This is a genomic window from Campylobacter concisus (assembly GCF_002913765.1).
GTDB classification, from domain to species: Bacteria; Campylobacterota; Campylobacteria; order Campylobacterales; family Campylobacteraceae; genus Campylobacter_A; species Campylobacter_A concisus_BB.
In genome coordinates this window covers 1-18,414 of the sequence record NZ_PPCH01000021.1, presented here as the reverse complement: position 1 = coordinate 18,414, position 18,414 = coordinate 1, and the positions used below count along the sequence as shown (strand labels likewise).

Here is an 18,414-nt window from a genome sequence, read left to right as displayed (position 1 = left end):
GGCTTTTTCTGCAAACGACAACACTCCAAAGGTTGTTTTTTGCTTGTAGTGAATTTGACTTATAATAGCTCTAGTCTGTGCTTCATTACCTTTTAAGACTCGTGCTGTACCTTGTTCTTGTCGTTCATTGAGCAAATAATTTACGCTGCCAAGTCCGCCACCGTCTCTAGTTGGTAAAAATTTAACTATCATCGCTCAATATCTCATATAGTTCATTTAAGCGTTCCAGTGATTGATTTATTAATGAGAGCGCCACTCGATCAAGACTCTTGTTTTGATTTAAACTCCTTGCTATCTGATTTAGGTTACTTCCTTGTCTCGATAGCTCCAAGATTAGTTCTTTAGTAATTGGTGTCTTTGTAAGTGGTCGCGAAAGCATCGAATTTATAGCAAATTTTGAAAATGTAACCCCACCTAATTTATCAAGCTTGTCTTGAATTTTTTCATTTTCGCTAGGTGTTAATCTTAAAATTTTGGTTATTGTTTTATTCTCTTTCATCATCATTCCATGCCATTAGAATAAGAAATGCCACTAAGCCACCCCAAAATAGACCTAAAAACCCAAAAAAGATCGTAAATTTGTAGTGATACTTCACAAAAATAAATCCATACAAAAAGAATCCTAATCCAAAAAATATAGCAAGATTAAGATACTGAAATCTACTCATTTTTACTACTCCTAAGCAGCTCTTTACAAAGGGGGTTAAGGGGGATTTTCCCCCTTACGAGCACCCGCAGTATATACAAAACCGTCAGGATTTTGTATATACAAGGGGTATGCTCGCCCAGCATTTTATTATGAAGCATTATAGCATAACTAGAATAGATTGCAAATAATATTTAGACTATGGTATAATCTCACACAAAAAGGAAAATTTTTGGAAAAGATAAAATTAAAGATTGAGTTATTATCCAAAAAGATTGATATAGTAAAAAGCAAACTTTTAGTATTTTCTGCTGGGATAGCTGGATGTTGGGCTTTTATATCTTCTCATTATAATAATGTTGATTTTTTGGTTATAATTTCACTGATTTTGATTTTTGTGTTCGGATTTGGAGTTGGGATGAATTTATTAAAATTTAGTGACCTGACGCAAAAGATTGATGAACTAGATAAGGAATTAAATAATGAATGATATTAGTTTAGTAGTGCCATTGGTATTGCTTGTAAGCTTCGTAGTTGCTTATTTTTGGCATAAGAGTGGCAAAAAGACACCAGATTTTTTTTAAATTTTAAAGCATTTGATGGATAAAGATATAAATAAAATTGTTAAAAAGTCGATATTAACTTACAAAAATCAAAATTATTAAAGGAATTAAAATGAGAAGTCTTTTTAAAACCACACTATTAAGTGTTTTACTGCTTACCAGCTCAAACGCAAAAGATCTATTAGACTTAGCTACAAATGGAGCTATTAGTCAAGGTGACGTAAAAACCCTAAACAATAATGAAATGAAAAATGTTAAGGGTGGATACTTAGTGTATTCAGATGTAATTGAACGTTTGAATATAGGTATTACAATAGCAATACCAAATGATGCTTTTGAATTAGGTGCTTATAGAGATGAGGAAAGCAAGAAACTACTTTATTTGTATCCTGATGCTACAAGAGGGCTATGTGGATATAATGAAAATAAGTGCTATGAGAATGATGCAACTTTTAGTCACTATGAAAAAAATAAAATGAGATTACTTCAATATGCTCAAGCGCTAGGTGAGTATAAATTATCAGAAGGATTTCTTTTAGCTTTTATTGTTAAAAGAAATATAGGTGTTTCAAACCTTGGAAAAAAATATACATATTTTACGTATCAAACAGCAGCATATAATTTAAAAGATGCAACCATACATCCGATAAGCTCAAGTGCAAATTTAGAAAATCCAATAGTAAAAGAACTTAGAGATCATACGCAATTGAATTTAGAAAAACAACTTGGCGGATTAAAAATTTACTAGGATATTTATGATGCAAATTTCTAATCTGTCGTCACCTCTTTTTGATCTTTCCAATGAAAATATCGCTAGAGCGATGGGATTTAAATTTCAAAACATTAATGAGATTTATAATGATAAAGTAGGTGAATTGAAGGCATCTGATTATTTAAAGCTTGATGATGCAAATAGAGCAAAGGTGCATGATAGAAATGCTTATCCACTTACGGGTTTTACAAATGGTAAAGAAGCAAAAGTAAGCATTATTGGTAAACTTATGGGGTATGATAATACTATCTCAAAAGAAGATATAAGGGAGCTTAAAAAATTTATAGATGATAGTGGTGTATTGGGACTTGAGAAAAACCCAGCATTTGAACCAAAAGGGATATTTAAAAAAGATACATTAAATAGTGAAAAACTTAGTGTTGATGATTTTATAGATCAATTTGCTAATAAAAATATCCTTTCTTTTATATCTTACGGCGGAAGTAAAACAGCTGAATTGCTTGATAGTGATATGAGTATTGATGAGTTTAAGGGCAAATGGGCCAAATTTGCTCTTGAGAAGCGATTTGGGGTAGAGCTTGATGAAGATCTTGCAAAAGAAACAATGAATGTTGTGAACGAGATTGAAATTCAAAGGGATAAAGACGAGATAAAAGAAAAAAAATTTAAACCCATACAAATAACCAAAAAATCTAAAACTTATGATATACAAGCCGATGAAAAATTTAAAGAATTTTATAAATTTATAAAAACCGAATTTGATAATGGCAAAAATATATTTGAGATTTTAGAAAAAATTGCAAAGACAAAAGTAGATAAAATCGCATAAAGGACTAAATTTGAAACAATCATTACTTCTAGCTTCACTACTCACTACTCTTGCATTAGCATCAGATCCTATCACGATAGATAGCCTTTATAAACAACAGGTTGGATTAAGAAGTGTTACAAATTTGTCTTTGCTTAGCAGTGGCAATCCTAACGTATACACAAGCACTCCAAATCTTGTGATAAATGGTGATCCAGTTGTTTGGGATGACACAAAACAGCTAACTCTTACCCAGACTCTTATGTATGCTCTTACTTCAAAGTTAGATGTTTTAACGTCTTTTAGCGGAAGTTACAAGAGAAGCGAGTATATGGATTATTTTACCCTAGAGCCAAAAAGTGAGAGCAAAACTCAGTTTGATTCTGTGTGGCTAGGGGTAAATTATAGAGGAGATAGAATTGGCGAGCTAGTGCCTATGCTTACTCTTCAGACAGCACTTTATCAAAGAGAGAGTGCGCTTAGACAGAGTAAAAATTTTAGCTTTAAGTCTTATTCAATAAAAGGCAGCCTAAAAGGATATTCTGATCCAGTAATTTATAGCATATATACTGGATTTGGCTACAACGCAGATAGAAAATTCGACTTTGCGAAGCTAAACTATGGCAATACTGTGTTCTTTGGTGGAGATTTGTCTATTGTTTTAAGCCCAAAGATCACGCTTGATCTTGGCATCGAGCAGAGATTTCAAACAGCAAATAAAATAAATGATAGAAAAACTACAAATCTTAGATCTATTCCAACGTATAGCGTAGGATCTACTTATAGTTTTAGTAATGACACTTCTATATCTATATCTGCTAGTATGGGTGGCTCTAGTGCAGCACCTGATAGCATATTTGGTATTAGCATTTGGCAAAAATTTTGAAAGCTATAATTGTGTAAGAAAGATTATTCGGATAATTTAGGCTTTAAATAAAATTAAAAATTTTACTAAAGGAGTTAAAATGAGAAGTCTTTTTAAGGTTGTGTTGTTAAGTATTTTACTAGTTGCTAGCTCAAACGCAAAAGATCTATTAGATTTAGCTACAAACGGAGCCGCTAATAACAGTGAAATAAAAGCTTTAAGCGATAACGATATGATAGATATAAAAGGTGGATATTACTTTTATAGATATCCTTCTTTTGATTTTTATGGAGGTGTTACTTCTTTTGCGTATATAGTATTAGAAGACGATAAAGATACCTTAGTTTTACCTAGCTCATCTACTAATAAAATATTATTGGCTATGACAAGGCAAGTTAATGGCAAACAAGAATTTTATATTAATACATATGACTTAACTACTAAAGAGAGAGGTACTTATATAGGCTCACAATATCATAAAATGGTAGATGAATTTAGGGCGCAATTAGGAAAATAATTTAAAATATGGCATAAATTTTGCTTCACGCTTTCAAAGCAAAGGAGCTAAGGTGATGAACAAAGTAAGCCTACTAAATAATAATATAAATACAACATTTAGATCCCAAACCCAAAGTCACAATCAAAATGATACTTTAGGATTTGACGAAGTCTTAAAAAAAACGTCCAAAAAAAATGAGGCAGAAAAAGAGATAAGGCCCACTCAAAATACCTTTGTCTCAGCAAGCACAAGTAGCCTTATCTCTTTAAATTTTAATGAGCTTCAAGCTTATGGCTACACAGTAGATAAGGCTGGCTTTATGGGAGCTGATTTTAATAAAGCAGCCAGCTTACCGCAGGACTTTAAAATCCACAAAAGCACACTTGATGAGCTTAGTAGATTTGCCGAGCGCAACCATGTGTTAAACCGCATCAAGAGCAAAGACGAGCAGATAAAGATCTTTGATAATATCGATATGGCTGACACCATAAAGCACTACTACAGACTATTTGATCAAATGACCTCTGCTTTAGGTGATGATAAAAAGAGCTACACCCTTGCAGATATAGGCAAACTACCAAAAGGCTACAGTACAAAAGGCACTCGCTATGATGCCAAAGGACATTTGCTAAAAGATCTATCAAACTCTACTATCTCAAATATCTACTCTAGCACTGATGAGCTAAATAGCGCTAAATCTCTTAGCAAAGAGCTTTCAAGTGCAGGCGTTAGGCTCATAGTAAAAGAGGTTGATTTTACGATGAGCGAAGCAAGTGATGAGTTTAGCTTTAACCCTGATATGTCGGTATATCAAGCAGATGAAGGTTACAGCAAAGAGGCTCTTTTTATGGGATTTTTGCGCAGCTCTAGACCACTGCCAAGTGATAGTGCAAAGACTAAGCTGAGCAGTGCTGCCTTAAATGATATCTCAAGCACTGGAGAGCATAAAGAGTACTTTGTGGATTTTGAAAAGGTGGGCAAGGACAACGAGAGCATAAAAGCGCTCATAAAAGAAAGACTTAAAGAGCTAACGCTTTTGATGTATGCAAGATCAAAGAACATTAGCGCAGAAAGTGTTGCCTCAAACGAATATGAGAAATTTAAGCCAACTAGCGAAGATATAAATTCTCTAGCAAATTCTTGGAGTGAGAAGTTAGGTAGGTTGTCTAAAACATATGTATAAAATTTTGGCAAAAATTCTAAAACTATTTTTTTGCGCAGCGGTGGCATCTTTGCCACTTTATGCTGGTTTTGCTGTTAGATCATACGAGGAGCTAAGAAATCAAGATGTAATCAGGCAAAACTATGAAGAGTCTTGTGGTGCAGCATCATTAGCAACACTTATTAATACGCTTGATTTTAAAATCATAACAGAAAAAGACGTCCTAGAGCAGATGGATAAAGGCGATAAAAAACTAAATACCGATATGGTGAGTTTTTTGCAGTTAAAGCAAGCTGCTGCTAAGCTATCCTATGACTCTGAGGGTTATCAGCTTGATCGTGCTACTTTTGAAAAGATAAACTTGCCAGTCCTGGTAAAGATAGAGGATGATCCTCGTTTTCCCCATTTTGTGGTTGTGATAAATCATCAAGGCGATTTTATAACTATCCTTGATCCAAGCTACGGCAAATATATAAGTTCAAAGGATCAGTTTTATAATATATGGGATAAACATAAGCAAGGGGGCTATGTCTTAATACTTGGTCCAAAGAACGATATACATAGAGAATATAAGCTCGACTTGCCTATAGACAATAAAGCACTATTTGATAAGCTCTAGTTTTTTTATCCATCAAGCCATCTTATTTAAAATTTGCTTCTTATCTATCTTTTGCATAAGTTCTAAGACGTCTATGCCTCTTTTTTCTTTAAATTTTAAAAGCTCTCTTGCAAAGAGAAATTTCTGATCCTTGTTTATATCATAGGTCTCATACTTTTTCTTAACCTGCATAGGTTTAAATTTCTTCTCAGCCTGCTCTTTAGCAAAATTTGCATTGTATTCTTGTTCTTCTTTGATTATCTGCTTTCTTTGTTCTTCAACATCTTTTGTTGCTTTTTCTCTTGCTTTGGCAAATAATGTTTTAAATTCATCTATGCTTAGATCAGTTCTATCTAAAAGACTAAGCGACTCCTTGTTATTATTTGGATAAAGAGAGGACATAGTTTCCATAAAAGCATCTAGTTCATCTTCCTCTTCTTTTGTACCAAGACCTATTAGTTTGCCCATCATGGTTGGTTTGCCGTCTATAGAGTTTGTAAGCAACCAGTCCATGTAATCTTGGAGTTCGCGAACTCTAAATTCTTCCATATTTTCTGGTTCTCTTTTTGCTGATAAAGCTCGTCTTTCTTGAATGGTGTAATCAGACAGCATATTATCAATTCGATTTATAGTATCTGCTATCCAGCCCTCTTTGCTTTTGTCTATATCTATAAATTCTTTTATAGTTTCGCTCCAGGGTTTAAAAAGATTCTTTGAGTAGTCAAATTTTTCTTTGGTAGCGTTTTTGTCTTGCTTGCCTTCTTTGGCTACATTTTCTATTGCATTTTCTTTTTTGATAGTATTATCTTGTATTGGTGTATTGCTAAGTCCGTTTATGCTAGTTATCATTTTCAATTCCTTTGAAATTAGTGGCCTACAATAAAATTTGTAGGCCACTTAAATTTTTACCAACCACCTAGGTCAGATTCCATTCTTCTTTTAAAAGCGTCTCGTAGTTGTCTAACAACAGCATTGTTATTTAATACAAAACTACTAGAAATTTTATGATATTCCTTGGTTTTTTCATTGTATGCTGCTGCACTGTAAGTAAAAAGAGGATATCTACCATAACGACTAGACTTTATCTCTCTTTTGACAGTATATGCGAGGTGGTAACCAGGGAGATTATATGCGCCTAATCCTTGCTTATATTCTTCTTTTATATATCTGCTGTCCTTGTTTTCTTCTATTACTGCGTATGCCCCAGATTCATTATATGAGAATTTTTCAGGACTTACTAGCTCTAGCCCACCTTTAACCTCACTCATACCTGTGACATCTAGTTTTTTAACATTACTAGAGATGTCACTCAAAGCACCAGCTGTAACCTTTGCTAGAAAATCTTCAGCATTAGCACCTGCAACTAAAATTCCGCCAATCATGGCTATTTTAAGAACTTTAAACATAACTTCCTCCTGTGAAAAGTTTTATAATAATTATAGCACTAATTTAGTTTTAATTGATATCAATTATTATCTTTTAAAACTTACCTATGAAAATCTTACTTTTCAATACAACTTTTAACAAACGCCTATTTTGCCGCATCTCTACATATACAAAACGATCATCTTAAGCTTTCTATTGCTTAAAGTAGAAAAATCACTTAAGAAATCGGCAAAAATTTGTTTTTAAATAGAGAAAACTTAAAAAAAATAACTAATTTCTACTACTACGCCTTTATATCAACATCTTTTTTTATACCAAGCATATCTACTAGGTATTTTCCAGCTGGGTTTTCATTTAGCTCTTTTACTAAATTTAAAGATGGCATGCTAAATTTCAAAAAGCTATCCATAAAGTCCTTGCTCTTTTTACCATCTTTGTCTATCTCACCAAAGAGTAGCTTTAGCATTTTTAGATTATGCTCCATCATCTTTTTAAATGAGAGTTCGTCTTCTTCATATCCCCTACGCCTATCTTCAGGAGTGCTGACAAAGCCACTTTCTAAGTCGATATAGACAAAGTCTCTTTTAGATCTGATGTAGTCTTGCATATATTTAGGCATGCCAGCTATGTCATTATCAGTAGCATTTATAAAGCCAGGTCCAAATTTCATCTCGCCCATAAGCTCGAACAGCTCAAATGCCCTATTAAATTCTTTACTATCTACGCTCTTATCATAGCCTTCTCTTTTGCCTTGTGCTGTTGTCTCGCCCTCTCTTACATCAAGGTTGTTGTTTATAACGGCTGCTATAAGTCCGCCTTTAGTTATTGAGCCATCTTTATTAGTGTATTTCTCTCCATGCGGATCCATAAATACACCACTTCCCACACTCTCCTTGCCGCCATTGTTGTTGTTAAAGATATCTGTTGTTGGCTTTAGTGGCTGTCTGCCGTCTCCTCCTTTAAAGCTTGGGTTGAAAAAAAGCGTGCTTATCATCTGCTTATTTGACTCTTTGCCGTTAAAATCAGCCGCAGCCGAGCCAAATTCATGAATGGAGTTATGGATCTTGGTTACTTGCATACTTTGGCGGTTATAAGAAAAGCCTTGAGGGAAATTTCTTATCTCATCTAAGCTAAAGCTATCTTTTGAGTTTAGTGTGTCTTCGCCAACTACTTGGGAGAGGATTTTGTAGGCATTATTTACAGTTTTTAGTATGTCGATGCTATCAAAAGTCCTTTGCATATAGTCAGACTGCGTCTCTATCCTTACTAACGACTCCAGCGTGCTTGAGTGAATTTTATAATCACTTGGTATGCCAGCTTGCTTATTAAACTCATCTGTAAAGTAGCCATCCTTATCTACCTTGTAGCCTAAAACTAGAGAGCTAGTTTGGTTGGTGGCTGTGCTAAGACTTGCCGCTTGCTTAGAATTTATGCTTGTTTTATAGCTTTGTGTATATGTGTTGTTGTTAAGTCCATTTAACATTTTCAAATCCTTCTTAAATAAAACCCTAGTTAAAACTAGGGTTGCAATCTCAATTAAAAGCCAAGGCTCATAGTTAGTTGATTTCTAACAGCTTTTGAATTTATTAGTTCGTTTGCTATATATGGTTTGTTTGTTATGGTTTTTAGTCTCATAAGTTGGCCATTTACATTTTTAAAGGCTGCAACAGAGTAAGAATATTGTGGAATGCTACCAAAGCCATAAGGCTTATTCACCTTTGTTGCTACAACACCTAAGTATTCATCATTGCTATAATTAACTTGATTCATAACTTCTTGAAAATTACTTTTAGCATAGTATCCACCAGAACAACCATCTGGCATGTTAAGCCCACAAGATACCTTGTTGTCTCGTTCATATGGAGAAAAATTAACAAGTGCTACGGCTTGAGAAAAATTTTGTGTTTTTGAAAGATTATAAATTTTTATGCTATACCCACCATTAACTTGCTCTAGATCCAAGCTATTTAGTGTTTTCACACCAACTGAATTATTATCTGCGGCCCCATTTGTAGCTTTAGAAAGCAAATCATTTGCAAAGGCACCACTTAACATTAAAGCACTAGCTAGCGCAACTTTAAATAGCTTTTCCATTTAAACTCCTTGTTAAAAAATTGTTTTATTTTAGCATATTTATTGCTTTTTTACTTTTAAAATCTTCCATTTTTTCTCTGATGATCGATCTTAGATATTGGGTTCTATTTGTTCTGGTTATATGTCCCATTTCGTCTAAAAAATCCAGCTCTTCACTAGACAAAAACATTGTCGTTCTTTTGTCGGCAGGATTGGCACTTTTTGGTCTGCCGCCAGTTTTTTTAGTTTCTTGCTTTTCGTCTTGTTCTTGAAAGCTTGCCGTGCTTAGTTCGTTTAGCTCTATCTCTGTAAGATCTAAATTCAATTTTGCCATTATTTATTATCCTTTATGTAATTAACGACTTTTTGATACATATCTATAAATGACTGATATTGTCTTTTTGAGAGATTGCTTTCATTGTATAGCTCTAAAAAACTTAGTCCAGTTGTCATAGCATTTTCAAATATTTTAGAGCTTTTTAAAATAAGAAATTTTGTGCAAGCTATATTAGCAGCTTTTATCATTGCTACTGTTTCTTCTAGCTCTTTTTGAGAAGAGACATCTGTTATAAGACCTAGTGTTTTGCAGCCAAGAGGTTTGATCTGCGATATGGTGCTTGCTGCTCTTTTAATGGAATTTGGATTAGAAGTAATGGGAACAATAACAATACTACAATGTTTTAGTATCTCTAGCACTCCAGCCGAGGCAAATCCTCCAAAGTCATACATAGTATTTGGTTCAAAAATGCACTTATCTAATATTTTGCCATCTTTGTAAAACTGTGGCACCACAGAGTCATCATTACTTTGCCATTTTAGTCCAAGATCTTTAGCCAAACTAAAACTAAGCGGTGTCTTTCCAACCCCACCCTTTAGTTGTAAAACTGCTAAATTCATATTAATCCTTTTTATCATATAATATGTTAAAAACATATTATATGATAATTATGTTAATATAATATAAAACATATACTATAAATAAAACAGTTGTTTTTATGCTTTTACACTCTCGTATCTACCTTTTTATAAAGCCTATCTTTGCTAGATAGTTCTTTAAATTTTAGGTCGTTTTCAAGGTAGGTGATGTTGTAAATTTCTTTAGTGGTGATGCTTTTGCCGTTTTCAAGTCCGATTAGAAATTTACTTGTAAATTTATCAGAGAGGTTTTTAACGAGCTTTGCCCCAAGCTCTTTTAGGCTAGATATCTTCTCATCTTGCTTTATGCCTATATCTTTAAAGTCAAGTCTATTTAACTCTACATCATTCATGGTTTTGGCATCTAAATTTATACTTGCTCTTTTACTATCTTTGTCATCTTTGCTTATTAGCTTGCCAGAGTCACTATAAATTTCTTTTACCTCTAGCTCTCTTCCGCTATCAAATTTAAGCGTGATCGTGCCATTTTTGTTTAGCTTCATAGCTATTACGCTGTCTGTGTCCTTTAGAGCAGCTGCTGCCTTGCTCGTATCACTCTCAAAAGCATGCTTTACTCTTTCTAAATTTTCTAGGTTAAATTCGAGTCCAGTTGCCTTTTCAAATTCACTCTCCATAGCGATCATATAAGATGACTTTGTGGTTTTTAGCTTTGAGATGAGATCATCTGCGTCTTCTACATCATTTTCTTTTAAATTTTTGCTTATCCACTCTACATCTTTGCTGTGAGCGCTAGACTCTTTTTGGTAGTCGTTATAAAATTTCATAAAGCTATCTTTTTGATAGCCTGCGTATGAAAAGCTCTCATCTTGTTTAGGCCCAGAAGGCTTTATGATAGGGTTAAACTCGCTAAGCTTTTTCTTGCCGTCAAAGCCAACTTTTTCATAGGCAAAGTTGTTTAAACCGCTCTCTTCGTTAAATATCTTATTATCCCTAAGATCTACCCAGCCGTCTTGGTCTGCATGGTCTTTGAAAAATTTATTAGTCTCTTCTTTGTCTATCTTTTGGTAGCGATATTCGGCTGAAAATAGAGTATAAGGGTTTGAGTTATTTAAACTAACTCTGTAATCAACCGTGTTTTTGCTAGCAAAGTCCATAGCCTCATGGCTTAAATTTCTAATATCTTTTTTGATAAAGTCGTTAAGGTTTATCTCGCTTACAACTTCGCTTAGTTTGAAAATTTTCTCATTTCCGTCTTTATCGTAGCCTCTAACTTTTAGCTTATCAAAGTATTTATCACCAGAATTTATCACTCCGTCCTTGTTGCTATCAAAGTTAAATAAAAATCCATTTGCATCTAGCTTGCCTATGCCTAGTTTGTCATTATCGTTATAAAGATCCAAAAAGACCTCCACATCACCTCGCGAAGTTTTTATCGTTTTTTCATAGGCATAGTCATTTAAATTTGTAAATTTAGTATCTGCTGCAGCAATGGGCTTAATGGGAGTTTTTGAATTTATAGATGAAAAATAGGTGCTAGTTTGATCCACTTTCCTTAGCGCTGAGGCATCTTCGCCAAAGAGATATTTGTTTTCAAAGTCCTTTTTGTCCCAGTTTCTTCTTTGTATATCCACATAAGAAAAAGCATCGTTTGCCCCACTATCTGCTCTAGCATACTCTGACTTCACGCCACTGGTGCTAGCGCTTTGGATGATAGAGTAAGTGCTATTTGAGATAAGCTTAGTAGCGATGTCTTTAAGCTCAGACTTTAAATTTGTATTGTCTAAAGTTTGCACTCTATCTACGCCAAGAAGAACCCTTGAATAGATCATATCTTTGGGTAAATTTATATTTATGGGCTCTAAATTTGGTGATATATTCATTTTAAATCCTTTTAAAATATATATCTTATATCGGCAAATATAAAAAATGTTTAGTAGTATGGGAGCTGGAGAGCCAAAATGGCTCTCGCTGTAAGAATTACTGTTTTTCTCTGATATCAGCAACAATTCCTGTACCAGGAACGCTATAAACACGTAATGTATCGTTTTTAAAATTCAGGTTAGAGTCATTCTGATCAGGATTCCTTAGATCGTTTAATATCTTATAAACTAGATTCATATCCAGGTTCAATTGCGTATTATTTTGATGAACTGGCATGGTTGTAGTATTTTTATTTATATAAGAAAACATATCAACCTTATAACTCCAAAAGTAGTCTTTAACGTTTAAAAGGCTATGTACTTTTAGGCCGTTATAAACATCATTCATATCTAGATCATCTTGTTCGTTACTGTCTAATCCTAGCTCAACCCAAGGTTTTGGATTTGCATTTTGATCACTATCTATAGGCGATACTTGATGGCCATTTTTACCGAAAGAAGTTTTATTGCTGACTAACCCTTTCCAACCAACTTCATATGCTTCACCCATTTCATTGGCTTGAATATATACTGGTTCATCTGTTGGAATTGGTTCGCTTGTTCTTGCTTGGCTAAGTCCACCAGTCAATCTTGTAAACTCAGCATTTAAATAACCATTTTTATCAATATACACTTTCATAAATGGCTTATCATTTCTTAAGGGATCTCCAGCTCGTCCATGATTAATCCTATTTAAAAAAACAATTTTCTTATTATCTTTTTTTAGATTTTCAAGAATATTACTATTAAGCTCTATCTTGGCGGCTACACTATTCGATGACCATAAAGTAGTCTCATAATATGTTAAAGCATTGCATTTAACTTTTTTATCACCACTTATACATAAATAATCATCATCTGCTAGTTTAGAAGCATTTTCAAAATCTAGACTTGGATCATTTTGGCTTTTATTAACCAAGATTGTAAAAAGTCTAGAACTACCACTTGAAATTGGCACAAGTGCATCTCTTGCATTATTTATGTTTGGTTCTCCTGGCATAGCCACATATCCAAAAGCCTGAGAGCTTAAAGCCACCATTACTGAAATATTTCTTAATATTGTAAAAATTTTCATTTTAAATCCTTTTTTATAGTATGTGTGTTGTAGTTATTATCTCCAACACTTATTAAAGTGCTACAACCAATTATGTTCAGCACAACTAAAACAAGAAAAACTATCTTTTTCATTTTTTCCTCCTAAAAACAATGAGTAAGATATGAGTGATTTTAATTGAATATTAATTTGCAGCACACTATAATTGGATTGCTTTAATTATCTGACAGTGTGTTTTTAATATCCAATTTATATTAAATATTTTACATGCTGTCCTCCTTATTTTTTATGTTCCAATCTAGATAAAACACATGCCAAATACATAAAAAACTTGATATTTATGTATTTTTAAGATATAATACCTAAATTGTTATTGACATTATACTCCAATAATGTGTATTAGTCAAGATATTAACTTAAAAAATAGGTGTATATTTATGATTACTCAAAAAATAGGCGATAAAATAAGAGAGTTAAGGAAAAGCCAAGGTATGAGTCAAAAAGAATTTGCTAGAGCAATTGGTGTCTCATATGGAGCATTACAAAGTTATGAATATGGGGATATTGAACCTAGAGAGATTATATTACATGCAATAACTGCACGTTTTGGTCTTCCGCTTAACTACTTTAATTTGAATACCAAAAGCTCGATGATAGGATACAACATAAGTAGGCTTGCAAGAGATGCCGAAACTAAAACAATCTATCTTAATTTTTATGATAATGTTAGAGCAAGTGCTGGATATGGCTCGTATAACGATGACACCGTAGCCAAAAAAATACCCATAAGTGCACAATTTTTAAAAGAAATATTACAGGTTCCTGTAAGAGAATATGATGTTATAAGAGCTATGGGTGATAGTATGGAGCCTTTTATAAAAGATAATGATATGATTTTAGTAGATAGAAATGAAACTGTAAAAAATGGAGATATTGTAATTGCCATCTTGGAAGATAGTTTATATGTAAAAAAATATTTATTTGATCCAATACAAAAGATAATTAAACTAACATCACTAAATAGTTTTTACCAAGATATCATTATTGAGCCACAAGAACAAATTCAGTTAAATATTATTGGAGTTGTCAAAGCTAGATTTAATATAGATACAAGTATTTTTAGATAATATGTTATATATGTTATATATTGTATTAACATATATAACATAGTTATAGATTAATTAATATCAAAAAGTGTAGGTTCTGTATCTTTTATAGTCTCTGCATTTTTAACAGCTATTTCAAGGTCTTTAATTGTATTAAACCAAAAGAAATTTATATCTGTTCCTGTTTTTGAAAAAAGAACCCTAATTTTTCCTTCATCGGAGCTTGTAGATAGAATTCTCCTTATATTGCTATCAATCATCACATATTTATCGTTAAAGCTAACTAGCTTTCTATCAAAAATCTCGATCTCTCTTAGTCCAGCATTAGTTAAATAGCTTTCATCTCCACCAAGCTGTTTTAGGTTGTCTAGTTCCTCAGAGGTGATAAATTTTATACTAAACGATAAGACTTTTTTTCCTTTTTTGCGTTCAGGATATATGCCTAGTATTTTAATGTCGGTCAGTTCATTTATTTCCTTTTTGGCCAACTCTAAAATATCAAACTGTAAATTTCCCCAACGCCTTTTGTTTTTTGGGACTTCTAGCCAATCGCAAAACTCTTCTAATTCAAATTCTTTTTGCCTTGTTATATTTCTCAGATCTTTTAGAATTTGATATATCCTTATTGAATATTTAGAAGTCATATTGATAATATTTTTAATTTGGTATTTTGTAAAACTTTCAACTATTTTTAATAAATATGGGCGCATATAGTCATTAAATTTAAATTTGATTTCTCCTGTATCCTTGTCGTATTTAAAAACTTGATAAATAGGGTATGCTTCCCAGACCTTTTCGGTTTCTATCTCATAGACCTGCTTCAAAAGTGTTCTACAAACCGATTTTACAGTTCTAAAATCTAAATTAGTATCTTCACAAAAATCTTGCCTATCAAGTGTAATTTCTTTAAATTCATCGTCATTTTTGGCATCGATCGTAGTAATAGTGGCCAAAAAAACCTTCATTTCAGAGAGATTAAGCTTGCTTCTACCCTTTGTTATTTTATCACTATGAACGATTATATTGCGATTTTTCATAACGCTCTTTTTTGTGGTTTCAGAATGAAATTATACTATTAGTGTCTTTAATTATACTTTATAATAATATATAGGATAATTCTCTTGCAAAGAAAGGATAATTGCTTACAAAGAGCGGATAATTCTCTTGCAAAGAAAGGATAATTGCTTACAAAGAGCGGATAATTCTCTTGCAAAGAAAGGATAATTGCTTACAAAGAGCGGATAATTATTGCATTCTAAGCCCCTATTTTAGGGTATAAATTTAGCCTACAAATTCTTCAAATTTATTTTTATATCAAATTCAAAAGCTCTTTTAAGAAAAATCAAAACATAATAAATTTTTTATGTTAAGATGAAATTCAGTCTATAAATTTCTGGTTCATAAAAAACAATATTATGAATTTAATCTTCCGCTTTTTTCAGACGCAGCTTTTTCTCAATACATAAAAAATAAAGTATACTACATATAATTTATAATGTAATTTTATTGTTAATAATATGTTGTGCAGCTTTTTCTAAAAAGAAAGACCGATTGCTAGAAATTTTTGCAATAGCGGCTAATACCTTTTCAGATATTAAAATATTGACTCTTTTTTTAGTATCTTCTACAATAGGTTCTATTATATCATCTCCTACTGAAAGCAAATCTTCTATCATGCATCCAAAGGCTTCATCTAAACTAGATATTGCCTCTATTCTTGTTTTTCCAACACCTATAACAGTTGGGTATTCTGCATAGTGTGCTTCATATTGACCACCATATATTTCATCATTAGGCATTTTTACCATTACCATTTTGTATGGTAAATTTAAGTAGTACTCCTTATTTTTTTTCATAACATTTTCCTCTTTACCTTGTATGTTGTTCATCTAAGTATTGTAAAAACCTATAAAAATATATAGGCTTTTACAATACCTACACTTTATAGGTATTGTAAAATTTTTTAAAGGCTCGTATGATTATCGTACACTTCTAATACTATTCTTACATAAGCTGGATTGACAGGATTTGCTTTTGGTATTACTATAGGCAAATGACCTTCTTTTCTAAAGGTATGATGGCTACCTGCATTTCTTTTAATGCAATCATAACCGATTGCTTCTAAAATCTTTTTCAGATCATCAAACCTAACATTTTTTATAGATTTTCTAATCTTTTTAACTAATTTATCAACGCGGTCTTCATAGGGCATATTCCCTCCTTCTTTTAATTTATAGTATTATTATATCGTATGTATTTTAAAATGTCAAATCAAAACGTGTGTATTAAAAATATTTAAGCATAATCTTATAAGTTTTTATGCAATAGCAAATACTACATTCCTATTGTTAAACGTCTTTTTTGACGGATAATCTCTACCATCCTTTGCCTTTCAGGCTTTTTTAGCTCTCGTTCAATTTCATATCCACAAGTGGTAATAGCTGCTGCAGTTTGCTTTTCCAGGCTTTCTCTAAATTTTCCGCCATATTGGTTGTTAATTCGTTGTATGCTTCCTGAAACAACTTCTCCATATCCTCCAAGCTTTTGTTTAGTGTCTCTTTGATTGTCAATAACTCTGTTTCCAATAAGATATAATTGTTTTGCAAAACTTTGTAATCGTTCTCTAATTTGTGATATTCCGCTATTAAATATTCGTTCTTGCCATTCTCTAAGAGCTGATTTAATTCGATTTTGATATTCCCTATCTCGCTCTGCTCTTTGTCTAAGTTGTCTAGTTCGTTCTTGTGTGTTAATAATATATTCTCTAGCTCTTGTTTGTATTTCTCTGCTAAGTCGCTGTAATATAGAGACGTTCTCGCTTTGCGCAAATTCTCGTAAGCTCCTTGCAGCTCTATATTTTCGTTCTGCTTGTTCTTTATCACGTCCTGTAATTTCAGAATTTCGTCTTGCAATCTCTCTATCTCGTTCAATAATTCGGTCTCTAACGCCGTCATTTACAGACCTCCATAATTCAGTTGTAAATATTGAGTTCCGTCCTTCATCTGTGATAGTGTTTGTGGTGGCAACACTAGATACCTCTCTGCTTTGCCAGTTGTTTTGTTGGCTTGTTCTGTTCGATAATTCACTGGAATTTGCCACTCGTTTAGCACTTTGTTCTCTTCTCTTAATCTCTCGTTCTCTGATTGATAATATTGTATTTCTGTCCGATTGAGCCAGAAACACGCTAAAAATCCTAGGCATAGAGATATCATTGCGATTGATAACACCAAGCCATTGAATATTTTTTCCGTTAAGCTTGGAGTAACTTGCTGTATTATCTCGCTTCTTATGTTCGCTATTTGCGATATTGTCGGAGATAGCCTGTTCTTTATATCGTTTTTGATTTCGTTTATCTCGTGTCGATATGAATTTTTCAAGTCTTGCTCTATTTGCGATACACTCTGCTTGTGTATCTCTATTAGCGTATTGTTGAATTCGTCTTGATTGGCTTTCGCCGAGTTCGCTAAGTCCTTTAAGGTCTGTGAATTCTGCACTGTAGATGCCTCCTTTTAGTCTAAATGGTTTTTTTTGATTTGGTATTTTGATACTTATGCCACTTTTTGGCTGCCTTGTAACTTCGTAGCCACTAGAGCTTAAAAGCTCTATTAGATGCGTGCGATTTATTATTAATCCTTGTGATACAAGATCTTTTAATTGATTGTCTAATTCTATAATTGTGTTGTGCTGCTCTATCGTAGCTTTGTGACGGTTCTGGTTATACTGATTTTTTGGATCGTCTGGGCTGATGAAATTATATTCATCGTTGATAGTTCTTTTCCATAAGTTAATATTTGTGCGATCACGCTTATCATAGTATGGGTTAAAACTTTTACCACTCACTAGATCAATTTTAGGGATTAGAAAATTTAGCTCTAGTCGTCCATCTTTATCGCTATGCTCTACCCAAAGAATATTTACTCGATCTTTCATATAATCACCGAGTAGATGTCGTTCAAAGTCTTTTATAATCTCTTGCTTTGTTTCATTGCTTATGTCACTGGCTTTTTCTGCAAACGACAACACTCCAAAGGTTGTTTTTTGCTTGTAGTGAATTTGACTTATAATAGCTCTAGTCTGTGCTTCATTACCTTTTAAGACTCGTGCTGTACCTTGTTCTTGTCGTTCA

21 protein-coding genes and 1 pseudogene are annotated in these 18,414 nt (G+C 32.9%); 8 read left to right on the top strand and 14 right to left on the bottom strand.

Annotated features, from left to right (window positions below; all coding sequences use genetic code 11):
• Both CYO89_RS10470 and CYO89_RS05805 read right to left on the bottom strand, forming a co-directional pair.
• Positions 1-192 (bottom strand): annotated as a pseudogene (locus CYO89_RS10470) (mobilization protein); the annotation flags it as partial.
• Positions 182-499 carry a plasmid mobilization protein gene (locus tag CYO89_RS05805; protein ID WP_035170240.1) on the bottom strand — a complete coding sequence of 106 codons (318 nt, stop codon included), beginning with the start codon at positions 497-499 and terminating at the stop codon, positions 182-184. The gene CYO89_RS05805 and the pseudogene CYO89_RS10470, both read right to left, overlap by 11 nt.
• Before the next feature lie 379 nt (positions 500-878).
• On the opposite strand from CYO89_RS05805, the gene CYO89_RS05795 reads away from it, so the two are divergent.
• The 7 genes from CYO89_RS05795 (at position 879) to CYO89_RS05765 (ending at position 5,895) form a co-directional block, all read left to right on the top strand.
• On the top strand, positions 879-1,136 hold the full coding sequence (locus tag CYO89_RS05795) for a hypothetical protein (protein WP_012000893.1): 258 nt from the start codon (positions 879-881) through the stop codon (positions 1,134-1,136).
• A 185-nt stretch (positions 1,137-1,321) separates the two neighbouring features.
• The gene (locus CYO89_RS05790; protein WP_009295425.1) at positions 1,322-1,957 is read left to right on the top strand and encodes a hypothetical protein; all 636 of its coding nucleotides are present in this window, start codon (positions 1,322-1,324) and stop codon (positions 1,955-1,957) included.
• Positions 1,958-1,964: 7 nt separating this feature from the next.
• Positions 1,965-2,771, top strand: a complete 807-nt coding sequence (locus tag CYO89_RS10590; RefSeq protein WP_223228987.1) for a hypothetical protein — start codon at positions 1,965-1,967, stop codon at positions 2,769-2,771.
• Positions 2,772-2,781: 10 nt separating this feature from the next.
• Positions 2,782-3,636, top strand: coding sequence for a hypothetical protein (locus tag CYO89_RS05780; protein WP_103597510.1), 855 nt, complete (start codon positions 2,782-2,784; stop codon positions 3,634-3,636).
• A 79-nt stretch (positions 3,637-3,715) separates the two neighbouring features.
• Positions 3,716-4,132 carry a hypothetical protein gene (locus tag CYO89_RS05775; RefSeq protein ID WP_103597508.1) on the top strand — a complete coding sequence of 139 codons (417 nt, stop codon included), beginning with the start codon at positions 3,716-3,718 and terminating at the stop codon, positions 4,130-4,132.
• A 55-nt stretch (positions 4,133-4,187) separates the two neighbouring features.
• Complete coding sequence (locus CYO89_RS05770) at positions 4,188-5,297, top strand: Cj0814 family flagellar-dependent secreted protein (protein ID WP_258032539.1); 1,110 nt, start codon at positions 4,188-4,190, stop codon at positions 5,295-5,297.
• A 4-nt stretch (positions 5,298-5,301) separates the two neighbouring features.
• Complete coding sequence (locus CYO89_RS05765; RefSeq protein ID WP_103597513.1) at positions 5,302-5,895, top strand: C39 family peptidase; 594 nt, start codon at positions 5,302-5,304, stop codon at positions 5,893-5,895.
• 12 nt (positions 5,896-5,907) lie between these two features.
• Here the strand turns inward: CYO89_RS05765 and CYO89_RS05760 are convergent, their stop codons facing one another.
• From CYO89_RS05760 to CYO89_RS05725, 8 genes are all read right to left on the bottom strand, one after another.
• Positions 5,908-6,723 carry a cell surface protein gene (locus CYO89_RS05760; protein WP_103597506.1) on the bottom strand — a complete coding sequence of 272 codons (816 nt, stop codon included), beginning with the start codon at positions 6,721-6,723 and terminating at the stop codon, positions 5,908-5,910.
• 56 nt (positions 6,724-6,779) lie between these two features.
• Positions 6,780-7,280, bottom strand: a complete 501-nt coding sequence (locus CYO89_RS05755; RefSeq protein ID WP_103597504.1) for a hypothetical protein — start codon at positions 7,278-7,280, stop codon at positions 6,780-6,782.
• Between the two features lie 263 nt (positions 7,281-7,543).
• Positions 7,544-8,743 (bottom strand): Cj0814 family flagellar-dependent secreted protein, encoded by a 1,200-nt coding sequence (locus tag CYO89_RS05750; protein ID WP_103597503.1) that lies wholly within the window; start codon positions 8,741-8,743, stop codon positions 7,544-7,546.
• Positions 8,744-8,796: 53 nt separating this feature from the next.
• Positions 8,797-9,354, bottom strand: coding sequence for a hypothetical protein (locus CYO89_RS05745; protein WP_012000884.1), 558 nt, complete (start codon positions 9,352-9,354; stop codon positions 8,797-8,799).
• 25 nt (positions 9,355-9,379) lie between these two features.
• Positions 9,380-9,667, bottom strand: a complete 288-nt coding sequence (locus CYO89_RS05740) for a hypothetical protein (protein WP_012000895.1) — start codon at positions 9,665-9,667, stop codon at positions 9,380-9,382.
• Positions 9,667-10,230: a spore coat protein CotH gene (locus CYO89_RS05735; RefSeq protein WP_087579356.1), complete on the bottom strand. Its 564-nt coding sequence runs from the start codon at positions 10,228-10,230 to the stop codon at positions 9,667-9,669. The genes CYO89_RS05740 and CYO89_RS05735 overlap by 1 nt, the downstream gene beginning before the upstream one ends.
• A gap of 104 nt (positions 10,231-10,334) precedes the next feature.
• Positions 10,335-12,089, bottom strand: a complete 1,755-nt coding sequence (locus tag CYO89_RS05730) for a response regulator (RefSeq protein ID WP_103597501.1) — start codon at positions 12,087-12,089, stop codon at positions 10,335-10,337.
• A gap of 97 nt (positions 12,090-12,186) precedes the next feature.
• The gene (locus tag CYO89_RS05725; RefSeq protein WP_103597498.1) at positions 12,187-13,203 is read right to left on the bottom strand and encodes a hypothetical protein; all 1,017 of its coding nucleotides are present in this window, start codon (positions 13,201-13,203) and stop codon (positions 12,187-12,189) included.
• A 416-nt stretch (positions 13,204-13,619) separates the two neighbouring features.
• Here CYO89_RS05725 and CYO89_RS05720 point away from each other — a divergent pair, with 416 nt between their 5' ends.
• Positions 13,620-14,309, top strand: a complete 690-nt coding sequence (locus tag CYO89_RS05720; protein ID WP_180997665.1) for a helix-turn-helix domain-containing protein — start codon at positions 13,620-13,622, stop codon at positions 14,307-14,309.
• A gap of 50 nt (positions 14,310-14,359) precedes the next feature.
• On the opposite strand, the gene CYO89_RS05715 is transcribed toward CYO89_RS05720, so the two are convergent.
• The 4 genes from CYO89_RS05715 to CYO89_RS05700 form a co-directional block, all read right to left on the bottom strand.
• Entirely contained in the window at positions 14,360-15,325 is a 966-nt protein-coding gene (locus CYO89_RS05715) for a replication initiation protein (RefSeq protein WP_103597495.1), read from the bottom strand.
• 453 nt (positions 15,326-15,778) lie between these two features.
• Positions 15,779-16,144: a type II toxin-antitoxin system HicB family antitoxin gene (locus CYO89_RS05710; RefSeq protein ID WP_103597493.1), complete on the bottom strand. Its 366-nt coding sequence runs from the start codon at positions 16,142-16,144 to the stop codon at positions 15,779-15,781.
• A 107-nt stretch (positions 16,145-16,251) separates the two neighbouring features.
• Positions 16,252-16,500, bottom strand: coding sequence for a type II toxin-antitoxin system HicA family toxin (locus CYO89_RS05705; protein ID WP_103597491.1), 249 nt, complete (start codon positions 16,498-16,500; stop codon positions 16,252-16,254).
• Positions 16,501-16,622: 122 nt separating this feature from the next.
• Positions 16,623-18,414 (bottom strand): relaxase/mobilization nuclease domain-containing protein (locus CYO89_RS05700; RefSeq protein ID WP_103597489.1); only part of this gene is annotated, 1,792 nt, incomplete at its 5' end.